Raw genomic sequence first — 19,536 nt, 5'->3', positions numbered from 1 at the left:
AAAACCCCCGGAAAAATGAAAGATACCATCATCACGCTGTATGTAAACACCAAAAAGATCATTGCTTTAAATGAAAAACCAAGCAAAGAAGAGGTCATGGAATGCATTCTTATCGGAGACAATCACAACGATTCACCAAAAAAGGAAAATTTTGTGAGCAATATCAGAGATAAGTCAAAATTGGCTTGGGTGGGAGCGGCCATGCATATCATGGAAAGTGTCCAAGATTTTGTCATTATTACGAAGATCGTAGTAAATAAAAAGAAATCTCTGATCAAACTCTATGATGATGGGAAAAGCTCCGGGAAAACACACAAAGATGGACATGTCGGTAAGGCAAAGCATGGGGCGGAAGAAGAATATAGAATTCACTTTCTAGTTAATTCCGGTGGTTTGGAAAGAAAATTTAAGATCGACCCAAAGATTCGAGTTATATGATTTTCCATGATTTTGTTACGTGGAAATGAAAAAATTCCCGATTCTCTTTTTATTTTTTTTCTCTTTTAATTGCGCTTTTTCGCAATCAGAAATGGATGTGGAAAAGAATATTGCTTTACTTGATAGTTTGAAAAAGCTTTATTTCCAAGGAAATGGTGACAAGGGACTTTTGGAATCTATCCTTCAAAAAGACCCGAATCCGGATAGTCTTCTAAAATATGGTCAGATCTTAATAGATAAATCGGTGGTTGAATCGGATTATAAAGGTGCTTATTACGGCTACTTACAAGTAGGAAACGGACATGTATTGAAAGGTGAACTTTCACAGGGTTTGGATTTTTACTTTCAAAGTCTCGCTTACGTCGAGAAAGCCAATTACCAAGAGGGTAGGGGAAAAGTTTTTTTGGCAATAGCTGATACTTACTCACAAAGTGAAAACAGTCAGAATGCTGCCATTTACTATGGCAGAAGCATAGAAATCCTCAGAAATGTAAATGATTCACTAGCCCTGGCAAGTGGCATATTCAATGCCGGCGATGAGTACCTGAATCTAGGGAAACTTGACTCTGCTTTACTTTTAACCGAAGAAGCCTTAGCCATTTTTAAGAAGGTTAATTACCCAATTGGTGAGGCTTATTGCTTTGGGAATCTCGGGATGATCAATGCTCAAAACGGTAATAATACAGCCGCGGAAGAAAATATCAACAAGGCAATTGCCATTCTTGAAGCTTACAATGAATTCTATCCCATATCGGTATACCTCGAATTCATGTCCACCATTTATTTGGAAAGTGGCGATCGGATTCGCGCTTTGAATTATGCCAATCGAAGCCTGGAACTCGCCAATCACTACGGACTTAAAGACCAAATCAGCAATTCCAACCTGACCCTTTCCAAAATTTATGAGCAGGATGGCCTTCCTCAAAAAGCACTGGAATTCTACAAAAAGCACATCATTTATCGCGACAGTGTCAATAATATCAGCGCCGTGCAGGAGATGGCAAATCTTAGGACTGATTATGAAGTTTCTCAGAAACAAATAGAAGTAGACTTATTGGAAAAAGAAGCTTTCATCAAAGATCTCCAGACTAAAAGACAAAGATTTATCATTTATGGAGTGATAATCGCGATGATATTGATTGCATTGCTGGCATTTGTAGTTTACCGACGTTTCCTCTATGAGAAACAGGCCAAACAGATTATCGAAAAAGAAAAAGATCGGTCGGAAAAACTTCTATTGAATATTTTGCCCGCAGAAACGGCGGAAGAACTGAAAGAATATGGTTCAGTCAAAGTTCTGCGAAATGAATCAGTCACCGTTTTATTTACTGATTTCAAAAATTTCAGCGCTACCGCGGAAAATATTTCACCGGAGGTCCTGGTTAAAAGTTTGGATTACTATTTCAAAAAATTTGATGAGATATGCTCCCGGAATAATTTAGAAAAGATCAAGACCATCGGTGATTCCTATATGTGCGTCGGAGGACTTCCAAAGGAAAACCAAACGCATCCCCGAGACGTGGTTCTCGCAGCCAAAGAGATGATGGCGTTTGTAAATAGTAAATCAGATGAAGGAATTTGTGCCTTTGAAATGCGGGTAGGGATCCATACAGGTCCTGTTGTAGCGGGAATAGTCGGAATTAAAAAATGGCAGTATGACATATGGGGAGACACTGTCAATATTGCCTCCAGAATGGAATCTAATTCAGTCCCGGGAAAAATCAACCTTTCCGAATCGACCTATGATCTCATCAGCGAGGAGTTTGAATGTGAATACAGAGGAAGTTTCGAAATAAAGAATAGAGGTACTTGGAAAATGTATTATTTAATTGAAGATTTTTCCTAGCAGATTATTGTACAAGTAGTTTGGATTATTAGGAGGGGAGTATTCGGTAGAGGTAATGCCCTGGGTTATTGTAAAAGCTGAATTTCTATTCAATTTATTGATATATTTCTTGGAAAATTTCCCACTTTTTGATGGAATGAAGCATTCACTCGATAAGCAACATAATTATTTCTAATTAGCTGGACTCAATGGTGGCATTTATTTGGATTTCACTCGGCATTCTAATGGTTTGGTTTACTATTGTTTTGACGAGGGATTTTCTCAGACATAAAAACAGGTTGGAACCCATCAGCTGGAGAAAAACTTCCATTATTGGATTTGTGGTCAATTTTTTTGACGTGTTGGGTATTGGTGCATTTGCTCCTCAAACAGCGTTGTTAAAATTTACCAAACAAACTGAGGACAAGCTCATTCCGGGTACTATGAATGTTGCCAATACACTTCCTGTATTGTTACAGGCCCTGATTTTTATCACGATCATTGAAGTCGAGCCAAAAACACTTATTCTAATGCTTGTCTCGGCTGCAATAGGTGCCATCGTTGGTGCAGGCGTAGTCTCAAAGCTATCCGAACAAAAGATCAGGCTGACTATGGGATTTGCATTGCTTATTACAGCCGGTTTTATGCTTGCCCGCAACTTGGATTGGATTCAAGGAGGTGGCGAGGCTATCGGCCTTGAAGGAGGTAAACTTATTATTGCAATAGTTGCCAACTTTTTCTTGGGTGCATTGATGACTGCCGGTATTGGCTTGTATGCCCCTTGTATGGCTTTGGTTTTTGCACTTGGGATGTCTCCGCAGGTGGCTTTTCCGATCATGATGGGATCATGTGCTTTTTTGATGCCTCCCGCATCTATTCGTTTTATCCGTGAAGGAGCCTATAATAGGAAAGCTGCAGTAGCCATGGCAATTCCAGGAATTTTAGCCGTATTGATTGCTGCATTTATAGTGAAATCATTGCCATTGGATATTCTTAGATGGCTTGTGATAGTGGTTATACTTTATACCTCAACAGTGATGCTGAGAGCTGGATTGGTTCAAAAGGAATTGAGTATGGATTTGGAGAAAAAGTGATTTGGAATTATTTTGAAATTACAATCAGGAAAAATGAATTAGAAGAACTGCAGTTTACCAACACGAAGAAAAAACGGTGTATTATATATTACTTTATGCTAAGCAATTCCTTATAGCTATGATTAGCAAAACTACTTTTGGTACTCTATTTTAAGAATTTTCCATACAAAATCACCCATTTTGGTTTTAACTATCACCTCATCTCCAACAGTTTTACCAAGAAGCGATTCAGCCATGGGAGAGTCCATAGAGATGTAATTTTTGTTACCTATTAACTCTTCGTAACCAACAATTCGAAGACGATTTTGAAGACCTTTCTTTTCGTTTTTAATTTCTACCCAAGCACCAAAATTCACTTTTCCTTCTTGGTTGGGGTGATAGTCAATAACTTTAAAGTCATCAATACACTTTCGTAAATAACGTAGGCGATTATCAATTTCTCGAAGACGTTTTTTGTTGTAATGGTAATCGGCATTTTCTGAACGATCTCCCAAACTTGCGGCCCATGCAACCTTAGCGGTAACGTCTGGACGTTCAACTCGCCATAAATGATCATGTTCTTCCTTTAATTTTTGTAAACCTTCGGAAGTAATAAATTGTGAGCGATTGAGTTTTGGTAGAGTTGACTCTGGGATTTTTCGCCTCATGATAAATGATCTTACTTTGAAAATTTTCACAAGATAATATAATGATGGGATAGGTTTGTATGCTCCTTGTATGGCCTTGGTTTTGCACTTGGAATGTCACCTCAGGTTGCTTTTCCAATCATGATGGGCTCATGTGCATTTTTGATGCCACCCGCATCTATTCGATTTATCCGTGAAGGAGCCTTTAATAGGAAAGCTGCAGTAGCCATGGCAATTCCGGGAATTTTAGCAGTATTAATTGCTGCATTTATAGTGAAATCATTGCCATTGGATATTCTCAGATGGCTTGTGATAGTTGTAATACTTTATACCTCAACAGTGATGCTGAGAGCGGCTTATTCTAAAAGTAATTGATCTTTTGTTTTCTTTTTAGTCACCTTGAAATCAGACTTGATTTGTAGGACACGTATGACATTGAAGTGATTTTCAAATCGGCCTAATGAAGAAATGATATCCATTTATAAACAAAAAGCGGTGCTGAATTCACAAAATGTGTGAATACAGCACCGAACAGTAAATGTTAGAAATTAAACCTTTCCTTGAAATTACAGGGATATTTTCAATTCCTAATTTGATTAATATTTATGGTTTTCATCTTTGTCCCAAAGCCCCCAATAGGCACCTACATCTCCCTCGACTCCAACCTTCCATGACTCATCAAATGATGAAAAATAGAAAATTTCAATATTCTCTTCTTTTGACCACTTCTGTGTATTGATAAAATATTTGATAAAATTTTCATCAGAAGGCATGGCAGCTCCTAAGCTAGTTCCCTGACTCGGCCAACCGGTTTCACTGATGATAACTGGTTTTCCTTTGGCAGCACGCTTTGCCCTGTTATACATTTCCTTCATGTATAACAATGAATAGTCTATGTGACATCCTTCCCAATAAGGATAGCAATTGGCCAAAATAATATCACAGGCTTCAGCTATTTTTGGATAATCCTCAAATTCATAATAGGCATCTACATAACCAACAGGAATCCCCTTAATTGCCGATTTTACTTTTTGCATGAAGGTTAAAAGCTCGTCCTCGGTGAGGTCTTCGCGGTACATGACTTCATTTCCAACTGCGGCAATGTCGACATATCCTTCATTAGAGATTTTGATCAGATTTTCTATCTCCATCTGATTGATTTTGTCCTCCTTGCCGAGCCATGCACCCACTAAAGTTTTCATCCCATATTCCTTGGCGATTTTTGGAATCAGCTCATTCCCATCCGTACAGGAGAAAGAGCGAACCCAAGTTGTATAAGGCCTAATGATTTCCAATCTCCTTCTTATTTGCTCCTCTGAAATGATGTCTCCGGGTTTTTGTCCTTCTATGTATGGGCTGAAGCCAATCCCATGAATCCCAAAATCCAGGACTTTTCTATACAATTCTTTCAGGGTTTCAAAAGAAGCACCCTCAAATGAAACACCGGTCAACGATAATAATTTTTCAGCTTTTGAAGACATTCCTAGATGTATTTTAAGTTTTCATTCTTATCCCAAATTCCCCAACGTTGACCGACATCACCTTCATGGTGTATTTTCCATGACTCATCGAATGATGAAAAATAGAACATGTCTATTTTTTCTTGTTGGGACCAACTATTGGCATTAATAAAGTACTTCATTGCATTCTCTTCAGAAGGTTCGGCGTCTTGGACTTTATCTCCCTGATTCGGCCATCCTGTTTCTGTAATCATGATTTTTTTACCATTTGCAATGTCTTTTGTTGACGCATACATATGCTGCAAATGGGAAGAGGCTTCTTCAATACTTTTTCCTTCCCAAAAAGGATAACAGTTTGCTAAAATGATATCACAGGCATCCACAAGTAGGGGATGCTTTTGGTGTTGAAAATAGGTGTCCACGTAGCTGACAGGCGTATTGGGTAAGGATTTTTTCACCTCCTTGATGTAATCTATTATTTCTTGCTCTGTCAATTCATTTCTAAGCAAAACCTCATTGCCAACCACGGCGATATCCACAAATCCTTGTTGTGCCAAGCTGATCAGATTTTTAATCTCCTGTTCATTTTTCGCTTTATCGACTCCAATCCAAGCGCCCACCATCGTCTTAAGTCCTTTTTCATGGGCTGCTTTGGGAATGTATTGATTTCCGTCAGTACATGAAAAAGAGCGAACCCATTTGACATTTTTTGAAACCAAGTCCATTCTCCTCCGGATTTGATTCTCGGATAATTGATCACCTATATTCTGACCTTCCAAATAGGGACTGAAACATAGGCCATGAATGCCCGAATCAAATGATTTGGAAAAGAGTTGCTTTATTTCGGTGTTGGATTTATTTGAAAAATCAATGTCTGTTTTAGGAGAAAATTCATTTTGCACTTTGGTCAATACCGCTGAATTTTCATTTTGCGAATACGGGTTTTCCAGGCTTTTTTTGGCCTCTGCCCGCTTTTTTAATTCTTCACGGATTTCATTGGCCCTTTTTTCATCCACATCGTAGTCATGCATGAGGTACATGGCCGCTATGGTTCCCAACATCGGAAGCCCCGAGAAGAAAATCCTCAGACCATCCACAGCACCTTCGGGCTGAACCGCTGCATTTCCATCGAAACCTACTATAGTCAGAATCAAACCACTCAAACCGCCTGCTATGGCAAATCCGAACTTCACCATGTACCAATAAATGGCACCGAATACTCCTTCCCTTCGTTTTCCGTAATTCAGTTCGTCTAAGTCGATCACATCGGCAGTCATGGACATCATCAACACAAAAAGGCTACCGATTCCAAAAGAGTGTAATGGAAGGGAAAAGATGAACATCCAAGGCTTGCCGGGCACAAAAAGAAACCACAAAGAAAGATAGCCTACCAAGGCTATGCCTTGGGATACCATGAAAGCGTTTTTCTTGCCAATCTTCCTGGACATCCTAGCTACCACAGGAATGACAATAAAGGTAGTGACCAACGCACCGATACTTCCGAACAAGGGTGTCCAATAGCCGGCTGCCCCAGCATCGCCCTTAAACAAATGCCAAACCACTATAAAAAAGACAAAGCCAGCTACTGTATTAAAAGCATTGAAGATAAAAAATGTGGAAATACACAATTTTCTAAAAGGTGTTGAGGAAAAGGCTTCTTTGAACCCTCTGATGATTTGGGAAATACTATCTCCTATAGCATTGAATGTCAGCGGTGAGTAATTCTCATCTTTGGTAGATTTACTGGGAATGAAAAAAGCAGGAACCATAGCGCATAAAGCAAAAATCACTCCGACCCAAATTGATAATTCACGTGTAGCAGCTTCCGGGGATGGGAACCAACTTGGCTCATACATAATGACCCAAAACCATGGAGCAATCACCCAAGCCCACTGCCCAATCCATTGGGCTATGGCCATAATTTGGGTACGCTCATGGAAGTCCTCACTCATCTCATAGCCCATGGCTACATAGGGCACACTGAAAATAGTAAGCCCGATGTAGAAGGCAAAAGAGCCAAATAGGAAATAGGTGAAGTTATAACTCACACTGTTATCCCCATAAAGTTGCCACATTACCGAAAAGGTAATCCCCATTAAAATAGCGCCGATAAATACATATTGTCTCCGCCTTCCCCATCGGGATTTGGTATTATCTGAGATAAAGCCCATGATGGGGTCTGTTATAGCATCGAGGACACGCGGAATAAAGTAAACGATTCCCCACATCCAACCGGGGAATCCCAGGTTTTGCACTAGCACCACCATAAATATCCCTAGTGAAGCAGGAAACATTTGGTTGGCTAACATACCAACGCCGAAGGCAATTTTTTGGCCCATCGGTACTTTACTCGAGGTAGTTGACATAGTTATTAGGGTTTGTTGGTGGTTTTGGAAATTTTTATTTTTAGTGGTTATTATAAAATGCTATCTTCCGGGACTTACTTATTGGGATTTACCAACACATTTTTCATGAGCTGATCTTTATCGCCATTGAATGTTTTTACAATCGGATTGCCATTTCTTGTCAAGCCTTTAAAGGTGCCCTTATCCACCAAATCCCAAAGCCCATATTTTGCTTCTCCTTTGAGGGTAAAAAGTCCAAAGTGGTTTTCTGAACCAATTGGATTTTTGGCATCCTTCCATTGCTCATTGAAAGCCTCAAAATAAAAACATGAAATACCAGATACATTGGTCCATTCACGCATGTGCTTATAATATAATCCCTGCTTATATTCATCTGCTGCCCTTGACCCTTCAGGTCCATAAAACCCATCTGATTCGGAAGCCCATCCTGTCTCACCAATATGGATCGCTTTTTCCACTCCAAGGCTATTGACATAATTTTTCACTGCATCATACTGAGCTTTGGAAAAGTCTATGGACCTTAACAGCGCTGCATCAATTTTCTCTACATCTGAAAATTGGCTTTCTTCAGGAGTCACATGCCAAAAAACAGGGTAATAATGGGTGTTGTGAAAGGGATAGGTATGCATGGAAATATAATCCACGGCTTTAATCAATTTTTCAAGATCTTCGGTATGATAGCTCGGATCAGCTCCTCCCCATGCAGCAAAATCATCAGAGCAGGTAATCCATAAGTCTTTGGGAAGTTTGCCTTCAGTTTTCAGGGATTGTAAGTGGGTAACCCACTTTAGGATTACAGCAGGCTTAACATAGTAACTGGCGGCCCAGGTAACCATTGCCTCATTTCCAACTGCCAATATTTTAACAATGTCAGGATATTGATTTGCAAGTGCTGCAGCCCTTGCAATCTCACCTTCATTTTGTTCGCTTTCCAAGTCATGGTCAGGGTTTTCATCAGTCCATGCATTTTTACAGTCTATCCAGGCACCCAACATCACATACATTTCAAAATCCGGATTTTCCTTCTTCAGCTCGCTGATTGCTTTGAGTACATTTGAAGCGTGGGGGAGCTGTACATTATAGGTTCTCAAAATTTTAATTCCCATGGCGGATAAGATCCTCATGTCTTCTTTAAGTTCCTCAATGGTGGGCTGAAATTCTCTTGATTTTTCACGGTATCCTCCATAGGATATTGCCGGGTATTCAGGATTGCCTAAGATTTCTTTTGCTGTCACTTCTTTTTTTGTTAGTTGATTCGTTTCTTCTTTTTGTTTTTGGTTACAGCCAAAGCTAAAAGCTAAGACTGCAACTGCATTGAGTATTATTGATGATGACTTCATACTAATTTCTTTTGTTTATGGATATTTCAACTTCATTTCTCATTAAATCAAGACTCCCAATAACGTAACCCAAACCCTAGTGGAAACAGTGGTTTTATCGAATCATCCCAAAAATTAGGACCGTATTTCCCATTGTAATCATCTACAGATTTTGGCCAGGAGTGGGGTAGTTTTCCTTTAAAGTCATGCTCACCGTAAAGTACTTCAGCAATGCCATGACCTTCAGACCCCGGCAACCATGCCACAACAAATGCATCCGATTGTTTAATTTGGGGCGTCACGACCAAGGGCCTACCGCAAACAAGTACCACTATTATTTTTTTACCTAGCTTAATATAGGTATCGATATAATTCTGATGGATTTCAGTAAGCGTAAGTTGATAAGCATTGATTTCTCCGCCTATATCTCCAAAAAACTCAGCATAGGGGGTTTCCCCGACGACAATCACCGCGATATCGGCATCATCATTTCCACTTCCCTCTTTGTCAAAAGCGACTTCAACTGATGAAATTTTTCTAAAGCCCTCCAAGATGGTTGTTGCTCCTCGATAGTTTTCATTGGTTCCCTGCCAGTTGACCGTCCATCCACCTGACTGCAATCCTGAGTTATCTCCAAATTCACCCACTAACACTATTTTAGCATCTCTTTTTAGAGGTAATATATTGTCTTCATTTTTTAACAAAACCAGTGACTCCCGTACCGCTTGTCTCGCTACTTCCCGGTGCTTTTTAAGGCCTATTTTAATGATGAGTTTGTTATCGGGGAAGGGATTGTCAAATAACCCAAGTCTGAATTTTTGTCTCAATATTCTACGCACGGCATCCTTAATTCTAGTCAGCGGAACAACTCCGCTTGAAACCGCCTCTTTCAGTCCGTTTTGAAATCCTTCCAAATCACCATCTACAGCCATTACCATGTCAATGCCCGCATTGATGATATCATTTTCCCCAAACCTCGAATATCCTTTCCAGTCTGAAACCACGATTCCATCAAATTTCAATTCGCCCTTTAATAGATCTGTGATCAACGCTTTATGGGCGTGCATCGAAATGTCATCTAACTTATTAAAAGAGGCCATAATCGCACCCACCCCTTCATCAACTGCAGCCTGATAGGGGGGAAGGAGTCTTATTTTAACCTCATCAAGGGATAAAGATGAGTTTCCTCCTTCTACACCAAAATCAGTAGAACCATCACCAATGAAGTGTTTTGCTGTTGCCAGTACATTTTCACTTTGTCTGAGATCACCTTGATGTCCACGGACCGAAGCTCTAGTCAATTCCACGGTTATATCCGTGCTTTCAGAAAAAGCTTCGTATACTCTTCCCCATTTTTCGTTGTATGGAATAGCCACACAGGGCGAAAAAACCCAGTTAAACCCTGTTGCCTGCGTTTCTAAGGCTGTTATTTTAGCGGCCTGCTGGACAAGGCCTGGATTTGCTGAAGCACCAAGACCAATATTATGTGGAAAAATCGTAGCGCCTTCAAATGTATTTTGGCCATGCACAGCATCTACACCAAATAACAATGGAATTCCTAAGCGTGTGGAAAGGGCTTGTTTTTGCAGATCAGTTACTTTGGCTTGCCATTCTGTGGCAGTAAGGCCGGGAAGCGGACCCTGGGTATGGATGACAGAGCCAATAAGCTTTGTTTTAATATCATCCCCGGAGATATCATCAAAATGCCTTACTTGCGTCATCTGACCTATCATTTCATCGATGGTCATCCTTTCAAGCAATGAGTCGATTTTTTTTTCAATGATTTGAAAAGTCTTTTCTTTTTTACCCATCCGGTCGGTTCTGTAAAAAACTGATTAAGTATAATCCAAAATTCTTAAGTTAAGTAGGACGGTCAAGTATCATTTAAACGCCTTTCTATCCAAATGAACAATAATTTGACTGATTTCTCCGGTTCTTCCAAATATACTTTGGCTAAAATCAGTATCAAGAGTAAGATTTGGACTATTTGAAATATAGCCATTTTTCATTATTACATCAAGTTCAGAATGATCAGCAAGTTTGTATACGATTGGGATCTGACAATAAGTAAAGCCTAGAGATCCAGCTTCTAACTTTAATTTCAACCATTCTGAGTTGACGTCAATATATTCAAAGATTTTCGCCTCAGTAAGAAACTCATCCTTTCTAAGCATAGAGGCATTAAATCCCAACTTTCCATCTATTACAGACACGCCAAGCTCTCCAAATCGACTTAGAACATCTTCTTTAACCTGACCTGTCATTCCCGGTTGTTGTACACCTTTCCCCATTGGGGTATGTGAATAGGGATCAGTCGGGAAAGCGCCATAAAGGGTAGGGGATTTATGCAGTCCGATCCCTTCATTGATTTCATAATAATGATTTTGAATGCTCTGAATCAGGTCCTCTTTTTCATTACTTTTTATAGCTTCAAGACAACATTCCTGTACTGCCAAAGACAATTTTGAAACCATGTGCCAATAAATTGACCCCAAACCTTCATAGCCGAAAAATGTCCCTGATCGTCCCGTAAAGGATTTATGTTTAAAAATTTCTTCGAATATCTCCAAGGCTTTCTTTATATCCGATTCATTGATCTGTTTGTAATTGGTTTTGGCAAGAAATTCTAATTCGTTTCGAAGGTCATTAGCATTTTTAAAATTGCCATTAAAATGGTAGCCTCCGTTCACATCTTTCTCTACTATCTGCTTATTTCCCTCATTGATAAGCATCATGAGCAACGAAGAACTTGAAATTGCAGTTTGAGAAATATTATTTTTTTCCAGAAACCCTTTTAAATTCTTATTGGGATAAAGGATGTAGCTATTCTGATCTTTTCTATACAGCGCACTGCTTCTCAATACATCTAATAAATCCAACACCTCTGAAGATGACAAGTATCCTGAACTTAAAACCGCAACCTGACCCTCTAACATTTCACTCAGGTAAGAAACAGAAATTTCATCCTGATTTTCAACCGTCATCAGGTTATAGCCATGATAAAGGCCGTCTTTTCTTTTATTCGCGCGAATGCTGTGTTCCAAATAGGCAAGGCATGTCTGGGTGAAATCCCTGAGGTCTTGGATCTGAATAGCCTCCTGATTGCCGCTAAAGGACTGTTCATAGATATGATTTCTATATTTGCTTCCGGCCAATCCAACACCATCCAAAACCTTTTTGCGATCCTTGTCGGCAAAAGAGACTTCAAGAAGGTGTTTGTTTTTTATAAGCGTTTCTGACACATCCTTAAAGAAAGTCATCAATTCCTCTGAAATCTCAACTTCTTTCGATTTTGTATTTTCAAGAATTCCATCAAAAAAAGTAAGAAACCTCCTTAAGTAATACAATGTCACCATGGATAATCCATTTCCGACCAAGGCATTGTTGGCGTCATTCCATTCGGGCCGCTGCGTATTCATCCAAATACCACCTTCCGGTATAAAATTGGACATCTTTGCCAACAGCGTCGCTAAAATCTTCTCCACAAAATTGACATGATAAATCAAACCTTGTCTATCCTGAAGCAAGGCACTGTCGGCACCCAGCCACAACCAACGTTCCTTGATCTTGGTATCAAGTTCATGATCAAAATCTATCGTGTCTTTTGGGTTTTTTAATATCTCTTCGTAGCTCTTTATTTTATAGGGTACATTGGCATAGACAAAATCCCTCCTGTCAAAATAGCTTTCTATCCTTCCAGGATAATATTTCACAATAAACTCCAAAAACTTCAACAAATAAATGATTTGGTGATCGCCCCAATAACCGATATATGACCAAGGATCGTCCGGCTCAATTCTTTCCCAATCAATACCATCCATGGTCACCCGATAAGGATTGTACCCGTCGAAAGTGGAAGCATTGAGAAATTTGAAAATCATTCCTTCAATAAACTCAGGATAGGAGTGGACCAATGCCTCCCAATTCTGAAAAATATCTCTCCAATTTCCCTGATAATCAAGAATTTTTGACCCATCAGTTTCATTATATGTGTTTATAGAAAACTTATTCCAGGGTCTGCTTGGATCCCCATGCCGTCGGCTGAACTTTAAGGGTAAATATTCAATGCATAATCTTCTAAAATCAGAATTTTTTGAATTGATTATTAAATCTTTAAAACTCCTGAGTGAAAGCTGCAGTGGAAGGTTTTCACTGAGTTTTTGCCAATAAGTTAAAACCTGTTTATTTGCCTTCGAAAAATAATCGGTGATGTCTTTCTTGTCGAGTCTGTAGTTGTTATCAAAAATTCCACCCCGCATAATGTTAAACAGGGAGTTGGCGAAATGCCGGGTATCCCTCAATGTATCTTTGGTCAATTGCAGTCCATCTGCGGCGGCATTCAGTTGGATCAACTGTCTTGTTCCGGCTTCAATATCCCCAACAACCTTTTGAGCCAATTGTGGATCATTTTTTATCTGATTGGCGATTTCAATAACTTGTGTGACACTATTATTTACATTGGCGACGATCCGCCATTCCTTTTCTTTTCCGGGAGAAATTGAAATATCGCTATTCACAAAATATGCTCCCTTTTCGGCTTTGATATCTGATTCTTCTCTGATTGCTATCCCTTTTCTAAAATTATCGAGCTGCAGGGATGAAAGTAGGTGCTTGGGGTTTTCTAAACCAAGAGACCAAGCAATATTTGCCTTTAATGCCTCACTTGGTTCAGGCTTATCCACAATAATCACACTGAGGGCAAAGATTCCAATTCCACTTTCCTTATCGAGTTCGTTCCGCTTATAGGCGTCCACCAGATTGCTTACTTGGTTTTGGGTTGAACTTGGCACCCCGTAAGGAACAATATTTTGGATCCCATCCAGAACAGAAATGTCAACCGATGTTGAATTATTATTAATCAACCTGCTTTTTTTGACAAAACCATAGCGGTGGCTTGTACTCCATTGGTAATGAAAAATCAGGTTCAAATCGAAGTTGATTTCTTCGAACAGGATCGTATTGCCGAATACATTCTTGTAAAGGTTCCGCTGTATTTTATACTTTTCTGAACTCTTAATCGAAAAAGGTTCCCAGATTACAGATTGGCCGGATCGGGAGACTGAAAAAATGGATTTCGATCCTGTGATGTCTGCAGACTCTGTAATTTTATCCTCCGTATAGTAGGGAAACAACGCATGTTCTGCGTTTTTTCTACCTGCACTCAAACCACCATTACTGCTTATAAACATCCAATGATTGGAGCTGCTTACAATACTCATAAAAAATGGCCGCATTTGATCGACATTCAGGATTTGGAAAAAAAGTTGATTATCTATCGTAACCTGCTTCAGTTTTGGCACTTTTCGGTCTTCTGTGATTTCTTGCATTGGGATATGATTACTGATGATGGGCAAGTGGAATATAATTCTGAAAAATTTAGAATTATGCCTTAATACGAAGATAGAAGTATTTTGCAAATAGCAAAAGGCTAATAGATAGGCACTAAAGGATTTCTTTCCCATGGGTCAGTCATGCTAAATTTTTAAATTCGCATAGTCATCCCAAACAATGATATAAGTTAACTTAAGGATGGTGGGGGAGAAGCTACTAAAAATCTAAATAGGGGAAGGCAAAAAGAGTTTAATTTTGAAGTCAAAATGTAACAATGGAATTGCAAATATTAAGACTAGAAAGGAATTAGACACCTTCCTCAAATTTGACAGCAGTTCCGGAAATCGTGCTACCGACATGTAGTGTATTGTATTGAACATTGACTAAACCATCAGCGCCAGATTCTTTGGCTCTTTGTACCAATTTTTTCATCAATCCTTTTGGACCTGAAAACCATCCACCTCCAACTTCAATAAACTTGATTTCATTAAAATCTTTTCCAGGGTTTTTTGCTGTATATACCTCAATACCCCTCATAACTTCCCTCCATAGTAGGAAAACTTCTGGTTGTAGTGCAGCTGCTTAGAAAACCAAGTACAAAAATTACAAAAACTATTGGGAGGATATTTTTCATAAGGTTCAGAGTTATTGGATACTTCGAATAACGGTATTTTATTTAGTAAGGTGGTTTTGATTGAAATTGAAGAGAGCAATTTCATTATGCTTATTGTTTTGAATTACAAATTCAAAAGGTAAAAAGGTGGAAATACAATCGAAACTTTGGTTGAATAGGCTATTGTCTTAGTATCAGCATGTGCGGCCTAGACAATGTGTGTTGTAGGTGCCTTTATAATCCATAGGATTGCCCATTTTATATATGCTTCGGGATATAAACTTGTCCCATGCTGATAAGCCTAGCAGTGCGTAAGACAATTGACTTCTTAATAGAGATTTTTCCCTCTGTATTTTCTGTTATTAGTTGGACAGTAAACTCTCCTGTGGGATGTTCGATAGATAAACCTGCTTCATGACTTGATGGGAGGGAAGCTATTTTATTAGCAACTGTTCCCTCTATGATGCAAGCCGTTGCTGTGGATACCGCACCGAGCACGCCAATGGCTTCATGGCATACATGAGGAATGAAGGTTCTTGTGTTGACAGCGCCGCCATGAAGAGGCCCGGATACCACACATATTTTGGGAATAGATTGGTTTGTCACATCACCTAAATTCATTTTTGGGCCCATCTGCAATCGAATAAGCTCCAGTTTTCTTTTTAATTCTTCATTAGAGTTTAACTCTATTGGTGATTCATTTCCTGATATTAGTAGATCGCTTGCGCGGATAAGTATTTCGGGCATGCCGTTGTCAATGCAGGTGACAGAAATTCCATCTACAATATCGAGCAAGTTACCCGTAGGAAATAAACTTCCACAGGTTGCACCTTCAGCACCAAGGTAATTGCAGAGTATGGGTGCGGAAGTCCCAGGAACTCCATCCACTTTAGTCTGACCGTTATAGTTCACAATACCATTGGGTGTTTCTACCGTGACTTCGCAATGTCCACCTGTGTTTACGAGATTGACAGTGGCTGTTGTTGATGGACTATTCGCTTTTATCAATCCTGATTCAATGGCGAAGGGTACAACTGCTGATAGAATATTGCCGCACGTTTGTGTCGTTGAAATCTTTCCTTTGCCAATCAAAACTTGTAAAAATAAATAGTCGAGGTCAGCATTTTTTTCTTTAGATAGACTAACGACCGCAACTTTGCTTGTTAGCGATGTGGCTCCACCCATTCCATCGATTTGTCGCAGATCCCCCTGACCAACTCCCTCCAATGCTGCCAGAATGTACTTATCACGAGTTGCTACATCAGCAGGTAAATCTGCAAGATGAAAAAAAAGTGCTTTGGAACTTCCACCACGAAATAGCATAAAAGGTATTGATGTTTGCATGGTAATTATTTTCTGTTTTTCAATTTAGTGAGATTATCATATACAGCTTTTGAAATAAACGGTTCGATTCCTTTTGACTCCAGCATTTTCGCTACCGCTTCCATTTCGTGCATGCGCCTTTCGGCATGAGTAACACTACCTTCAATAAACCGGTCAATCAATTCATCGTTCCCACCGATGATGGATTGAATTTGTTCGCGTACGTAGCCTTCCAATTCAAAAATTTTTCCCGCCTCAACAGCCTCACATATGACTGCGGCAATTCCTTTGTATACAATCGAGCGAAGTAGTTTTCGGGTGGATGCATCGCCAACGGTTTCATTTAAGACCGAAAGGTAAAGATTAAGATGGCTTAACTTTTCTTTCAAGATTAAGGCTCCAGGTCCAGAGGTTAACAGAGGAGTAAAAATACCATTAGGCGGCACGGGGGCCATGATTGCAACATCCACAAAATGAACTCCTGATGATTGTAAAATAGTATTGATTCCTACTTTCATCTCAGGAGATGACGTATTCATTTCGGCATAAATCTTTTTGCTATTTAAGACGGGTAAAACTTCCCTTACCACCGCTTCCGAAACGGATGAAAGATTTACACTTAAAATAATATCAGCATCACGGCATGCTTCCAGATTACTCTTTGCAACAAAAACAGCTGCATTTAATTCTCTTATCAGATTGGGATCCCAGCCAGAAACGCGAACGCCCAAGTTCACTAAGTCATTTGCAAATCGACTTCCCGCTTCGCCCAAACCAAGAATGGCAATATGCAATTTATCCATCAGTAACCAAATTTTTTATCCCATCCATAAATCTGTATAGAGGTTTTTCCTTCTCTCAATTGCTTTCTGACTTTTTCTTCTTTTTCCTCTCGTGCCCTCGATTTCTCAATCGCCTCATCCATTCTATCTTGAGGCACAACTACAACTCCATCACGATCACCAATTATAATATCTCCCGGATGAATCATGCAGTCACCAATGATAATCGGTTCGTTCAACGTACCATCACCATGGTTGCTGGTGCCTCGTATGCATAACCCGCGGCTGAACACCGGAAACCCCATCGCTTCTATATCATCCGCATCGCGCACACACCCATCAATTACTAAACCAGCAATGCCTTTTGTCTTTGCTCCGAGACTCATTAAGTCACCCCAATATCCCGCTTCATAAAACCCGCAACAACTCGCAACAATCACATCGCCAGGTTTCGCATAAGCGTAGGCACGATGCAACAAAACATTATCCCGTGGCATTGTCATGACTGTATAAGCGCGACCATACACCTTCATTTTTGAATGAATAGGCTTAATGCCAGAGGGTAGATTTCCATTCCGGCCCATCGCTTCATGAATAGTAGCGGAGGAAAACTTGCATAATTCTTCGATCTTGTTCATGCTCATTATTGTTAGAAAATACTGGATACAATCCGAGGCACCTGACTTTGATATGCTTCAGCAAACTTGATGTCTTTTTTGCCCGAAATTCTTCTTGCATGATTTGCCCTACGTGAGGCTAATTCAGCATAATAATCTTTCAGGTAGTTCTGTGCGCCCATGCAACTCATGGCCTCATTTTTTTTGTCCATCACAGAGCTGATGTCTACAAATGTATCCGGTACAAAGCCTGACAATTCGGGTTGATGTGGTTCAAAGGAATACCATGCTGGCGGATCAATATTTTTGAATGCACTTGGTACTCCTGCTCCCGATGAAAGAAGTCGTGCGCGCTGCACAGCCTGAAATGCCACCGGATGATCGGGATTGAAGGGATCTTTTTCGGAATGGGTTAGAATTACGTTGGGTTCAAAATCACCGATGATTGTTGTCAGTTGCTTTATACGATCATCCGTGAGGAGCATCGGGTAATCACCCCAATCTAAAAATTGAATCGGTGCACCCAGTATTGCCGCAGCCTTGGAAGCTTGCTCGTGTCGAATGATTTTAACGCTCTCTTCAGTGCGATTCGGATCTTCTTTCCATAGTTCACCTGATTCTCCGCGCTCTCCATATGACATTGCGATTACTAATGTGGTCCCTCCCTCTTCAATTGTTTTAGCAATCGTTCCGGCAGCACGCCAAACAAAATCACCTGAATGTGCGCCCACTATCAAAAGTCTTTTATTCATATTATTTAAATTTAATAATTACATCAAATCTTCTGGCATCGGTGTACCTCGGGTGTGAAAACTAGGTACTGTAGCTAAACCCCAAGCCTGACCCTTTTTACGTTCCTCTATTGTCCAGATAATTGTTTCATAATCCGGATCAAGAACAAGTCGTGCTGTTGAATTTGCTACTTCAATTCGGTTGCCGCCCGGTTCGTAAACATATAAAAAGAATGTTTGCTGAATGGCATGCTTGTGTGGACCAGTTTCTATGGTGATTCCGTTTTCCAAAAATATATCAGCAGCAATCAAAATTTCTTCGCGACTGTTAGTGGCAAAAGTAAGATGATGAAACCGACCGTTCAAGTTTGTGTGGTCTTCGGTAACAGCCAAGTCGTATGACTTGGAATTAACGGCAAACCAAACAGCTTTTGGGTTCATATCGGTGGTGTTATCCACAATGGTTTCTGTAAGCATACCACCTAGGTTTTGCAAATGGAAATCACGGAACGCACGTACATCTTTAGCAAATAAATTTAAGTGATCAATGCGCCTTACATTTATGCCCTTGCCGGGGAATTTGCTCGCAGTATTTTTTAGCGCTGACATATTCTTGGTTGATGCTTTATACTTCTCCGTGTCGAAATATATTTCGGCCAGATGTCCATCGGGGGTATGGAAACTAAAAGTACGACCATGCCCGATGTCGCCATCGTGCCAACCTATTCCCAATTTAGTGGTTTGAATAGCATCAACCCTTCGTTGCAAAGCTTGCTCGCTTCTGGCGCGCCAGGCAAAGTGGCGCATGCCGGCATATTTGTATGCTGTTAGCTTCAGGGAATGATGTTCGTAATCATCGTATGACCGAAGATAAACAGAATCTCCTTTAGCATCGCTTACCGACATGCCCATAATTTCGGTAAAGAAGCGGACACTTTCATCGAGTTTAGGCGTTAGCAATTCCACATGCGCCAAATGAGCGATATCCCAAATGATTTCTTTCTTCATTTT

16 protein-coding genes are annotated in these 19,536 nt (G+C 40.0%); 4 read left to right on the top strand and 12 right to left on the bottom strand.

The genetic code is table 11. The features are described from left to right. The first annotated feature begins 15 nt into the window (after window positions 1–15). The 3 genes from M3O96_RS03335 to M3O96_RS03325 all read left to right on the top strand — a co-directional run bounded on the left by M3O96_RS03335 (window position 16) and on the right by M3O96_RS03325 (window position 3,357). Window positions 16–438: a hypothetical protein gene (locus M3O96_RS03335; RefSeq protein ID WP_249718753.1), complete on the top strand. Its 423-nt coding sequence runs from the start codon at window positions 16–18 to the stop codon at window positions 436–438. A gap of 97 nt (window positions 439–535) precedes the next feature. Beyond that, window positions 536–2,284 (top strand): adenylate/guanylate cyclase domain-containing protein, encoded by a 1,749-nt coding sequence (locus M3O96_RS22105; protein WP_249718751.1) that lies wholly within the window; start codon window positions 536–538, stop codon window positions 2,282–2,284. A gap of 188 nt (window positions 2,285–2,472) precedes the next feature. Continuing rightward, window positions 2,473–3,357: a sulfite exporter TauE/SafE family protein gene (locus tag M3O96_RS03325; protein WP_249718750.1), complete on the top strand. Its 885-nt coding sequence runs from the start codon at window positions 2,473–2,475 to the stop codon at window positions 3,355–3,357. Window positions 3,358–3,488: 131 nt separating this feature from the next. Here M3O96_RS03325 and greB read toward each other — a convergent pair whose 3' ends face one another. After that, a complete protein-coding gene (gene greB, locus M3O96_RS03320; RefSeq protein ID WP_249718748.1) occupies window positions 3,489–4,004 on the bottom strand; it encodes a transcription elongation factor GreB in 516 nt (171 codons plus the stop codon). 120 nt (window positions 4,005–4,124) lie between these two features. Here greB and M3O96_RS03315 point away from each other — a divergent pair, with 120 nt between their 5' ends. Next, complete coding sequence (locus tag M3O96_RS03315) at window positions 4,125–4,358, top strand: TSUP family transporter (RefSeq protein ID WP_249718746.1); 234 nt, start codon at window positions 4,125–4,127, stop codon at window positions 4,356–4,358. Window positions 4,359–4,579: 221 nt separating this feature from the next. Here the strand turns inward: M3O96_RS03315 and M3O96_RS03310 are convergent, their stop codons facing one another. The 11 genes from M3O96_RS03310 to M3O96_RS03260 all read right to left on the bottom strand — a co-directional run bounded on the left by M3O96_RS03310 (window position 4,580) and on the right by M3O96_RS03260 (window position 19,533). Next, window positions 4,580–5,464, bottom strand: coding sequence for a glycoside hydrolase family 17 protein (locus M3O96_RS03310; protein ID WP_249718743.1), 885 nt, complete (start codon window positions 5,462–5,464; stop codon window positions 4,580–4,582). A 2-nt stretch (window positions 5,465–5,466) separates the two neighbouring features. Next, window positions 5,467–7,809: an MFS transporter gene (locus M3O96_RS03305; RefSeq protein WP_249718741.1), complete on the bottom strand. Its 2,343-nt coding sequence runs from the start codon at window positions 7,807–7,809 to the stop codon at window positions 5,467–5,469. Window positions 7,810–7,883: 74 nt separating this feature from the next. After that, window positions 7,884–9,149, bottom strand: coding sequence for a glycosyl hydrolase family 17 protein (locus tag M3O96_RS03300; protein WP_249718739.1), 1,266 nt, complete (start codon window positions 9,147–9,149; stop codon window positions 7,884–7,886). Window positions 9,150–9,196: 47 nt separating this feature from the next. Further along, window positions 9,197–10,939 carry a glycoside hydrolase family 3 protein gene (locus M3O96_RS03295; protein ID WP_249718737.1) on the bottom strand — a complete coding sequence of 581 codons (1,743 nt, stop codon included), beginning with the start codon at window positions 10,937–10,939 and terminating at the stop codon, window positions 9,197–9,199. A gap of 69 nt (window positions 10,940–11,008) precedes the next feature. Further along, window positions 11,009–14,455 carry a 1,3-beta-D-glucan phosphorylase, GH149 family gene (locus M3O96_RS03290; RefSeq protein ID WP_249718735.1) on the bottom strand — a complete coding sequence of 1,149 codons (3,447 nt, stop codon included), beginning with the start codon at window positions 14,453–14,455 and terminating at the stop codon, window positions 11,009–11,011. Between the two features lie 310 nt (window positions 14,456–14,765). Further along, window positions 14,766–14,996 (bottom strand): hypothetical protein, encoded by a 231-nt coding sequence (locus tag M3O96_RS03285; RefSeq protein ID WP_249718734.1) that lies wholly within the window; start codon window positions 14,994–14,996, stop codon window positions 14,766–14,768. A gap of 334 nt (window positions 14,997–15,330) precedes the next feature. Next, complete coding sequence (locus M3O96_RS03280; protein ID WP_249718732.1) at window positions 15,331–16,416, bottom strand: 4-oxalomesaconate tautomerase; 1,086 nt, start codon at window positions 16,414–16,416, stop codon at window positions 15,331–15,333. 5 nt (window positions 16,417–16,421) lie between these two features. Then, window positions 16,422–17,198, bottom strand: coding sequence for an NAD(P)-binding domain-containing protein (locus M3O96_RS03275; protein ID WP_249718730.1), 777 nt, complete (start codon window positions 17,196–17,198; stop codon window positions 16,422–16,424). Then, entirely contained in the window at window positions 17,198–17,815 is a 618-nt protein-coding gene (locus M3O96_RS03270; RefSeq protein ID WP_241143561.1) for a 4-carboxy-4-hydroxy-2-oxoadipate aldolase/oxaloacetate decarboxylase, read from the bottom strand. Before M3O96_RS03270 ends, M3O96_RS03275 begins: the two co-directional genes overlap by 1 nt. 11 nt (window positions 17,816–17,826) lie before the next feature. Then, on the bottom strand, window positions 17,827–18,546 hold the full coding sequence (locus M3O96_RS03265; protein ID WP_249718728.1) for a PIG-L deacetylase family protein: 720 nt from the start codon (window positions 18,544–18,546) through the stop codon (window positions 17,827–17,829). A gap of 18 nt (window positions 18,547–18,564) precedes the next feature. Next, window positions 18,565–19,533 (bottom strand): VOC family protein, encoded by a 969-nt coding sequence (locus tag M3O96_RS03260; protein ID WP_249718726.1) that lies wholly within the window; start codon window positions 19,531–19,533, stop codon window positions 18,565–18,567. Window positions 19,534–19,536: the final 3 nt, after the last annotated feature.

It is taken from the genome of Aquiflexum sp. TKW24L, assembly GCF_023502205.1.
Lineage (GTDB): Bacteria > Bacteroidota > Bacteroidia > Cytophagales > Cyclobacteriaceae > Cognataquiflexum.
This window is presented reverse-complemented; position numbering and strand designations above follow the sequence as displayed.

Bases quoted from the DNA above. Each gene is read 5' to 3' on its own strand.
- M3O96_RS03265 (WP_249718728.1), bottom strand. From the start codon at position 18,546: ATGAATAAAAGACTTTTGATAGTGGGCGCACATTCAGGTGATTTTGTT.
- M3O96_RS03325 (WP_249718750.1), top strand. From the start codon at position 2,473: ATGGTGGCATTTATTTGGATTTCACTCGGCATTCTAATGGTTTGGTTT.
- M3O96_RS03260 (WP_249718726.1), bottom strand. From the start codon at position 19,533: ATGAAGAAAGAAATCATTTGGGATATCGCTCATTTGGCGCATGTGGAA.
- M3O96_RS03290 (WP_249718735.1), bottom strand. From the start codon at position 14,455: ATGCAAGAAATCACAGAAGACCGAAAAGTGCCAAAACTGAAGCAGGTT.
- M3O96_RS03285 (WP_249718734.1), bottom strand. From the start codon at position 14,996: ATGAGGGGTATTGAGGTATATACAGCAAAAAACCCTGGAAAAGATTTT.
- M3O96_RS03280 (WP_249718732.1), bottom strand. From the start codon at position 16,416: ATGCAAACATCAATACCTTTTATGCTATTTCGTGGTGGAAGTTCCAAA.
- M3O96_RS03295 (WP_249718737.1), bottom strand. From the start codon at position 10,939: ATGGGTAAAAAAGAAAAGACTTTTCAAATCATTGAAAAAAAAATCGAC.
- M3O96_RS03300 (WP_249718739.1), bottom strand. From the start codon at position 9,149: ATGAAGTCATCATCAATAATACTCAATGCAGTTGCAGTCTTAGCTTTT.
- M3O96_RS03305 (WP_249718741.1), bottom strand. From the start codon at position 7,809: ATGTCAACTACCTCGAGTAAAGTACCGATGGGCCAAAAAATTGCCTTC.
- M3O96_RS03275 (WP_249718730.1), bottom strand. From the start codon at position 17,198: ATGGATAAATTGCATATTGCCATTCTTGGTTTGGGCGAAGCGGGAAGT.
- M3O96_RS03310 (WP_249718743.1), bottom strand. From the start codon at position 5,464: ATGTCTTCAAAAGCTGAAAAATTATTATCGTTGACCGGTGTTTCATTT.
- greB (WP_249718748.1), bottom strand. From the start codon at position 4,004: ATGAGGCGAAAAATCCCAGAGTCAACTCTACCAAAACTCAATCGCTCA.
- M3O96_RS03270 (WP_241143561.1), bottom strand. From the start codon at position 17,815: ATGAACAAGATCGAAGAATTATGCAAGTTTTCCTCCGCTACTATTCAT.
- M3O96_RS03315 (WP_249718746.1), top strand. From the start codon at position 4,125: ATGATGGGCTCATGTGCATTTTTGATGCCACCCGCATCTATTCGATTT.
- M3O96_RS03335 (WP_249718753.1), top strand. From the start codon at position 16: ATGAAAGATACCATCATCACGCTGTATGTAAACACCAAAAAGATCATT.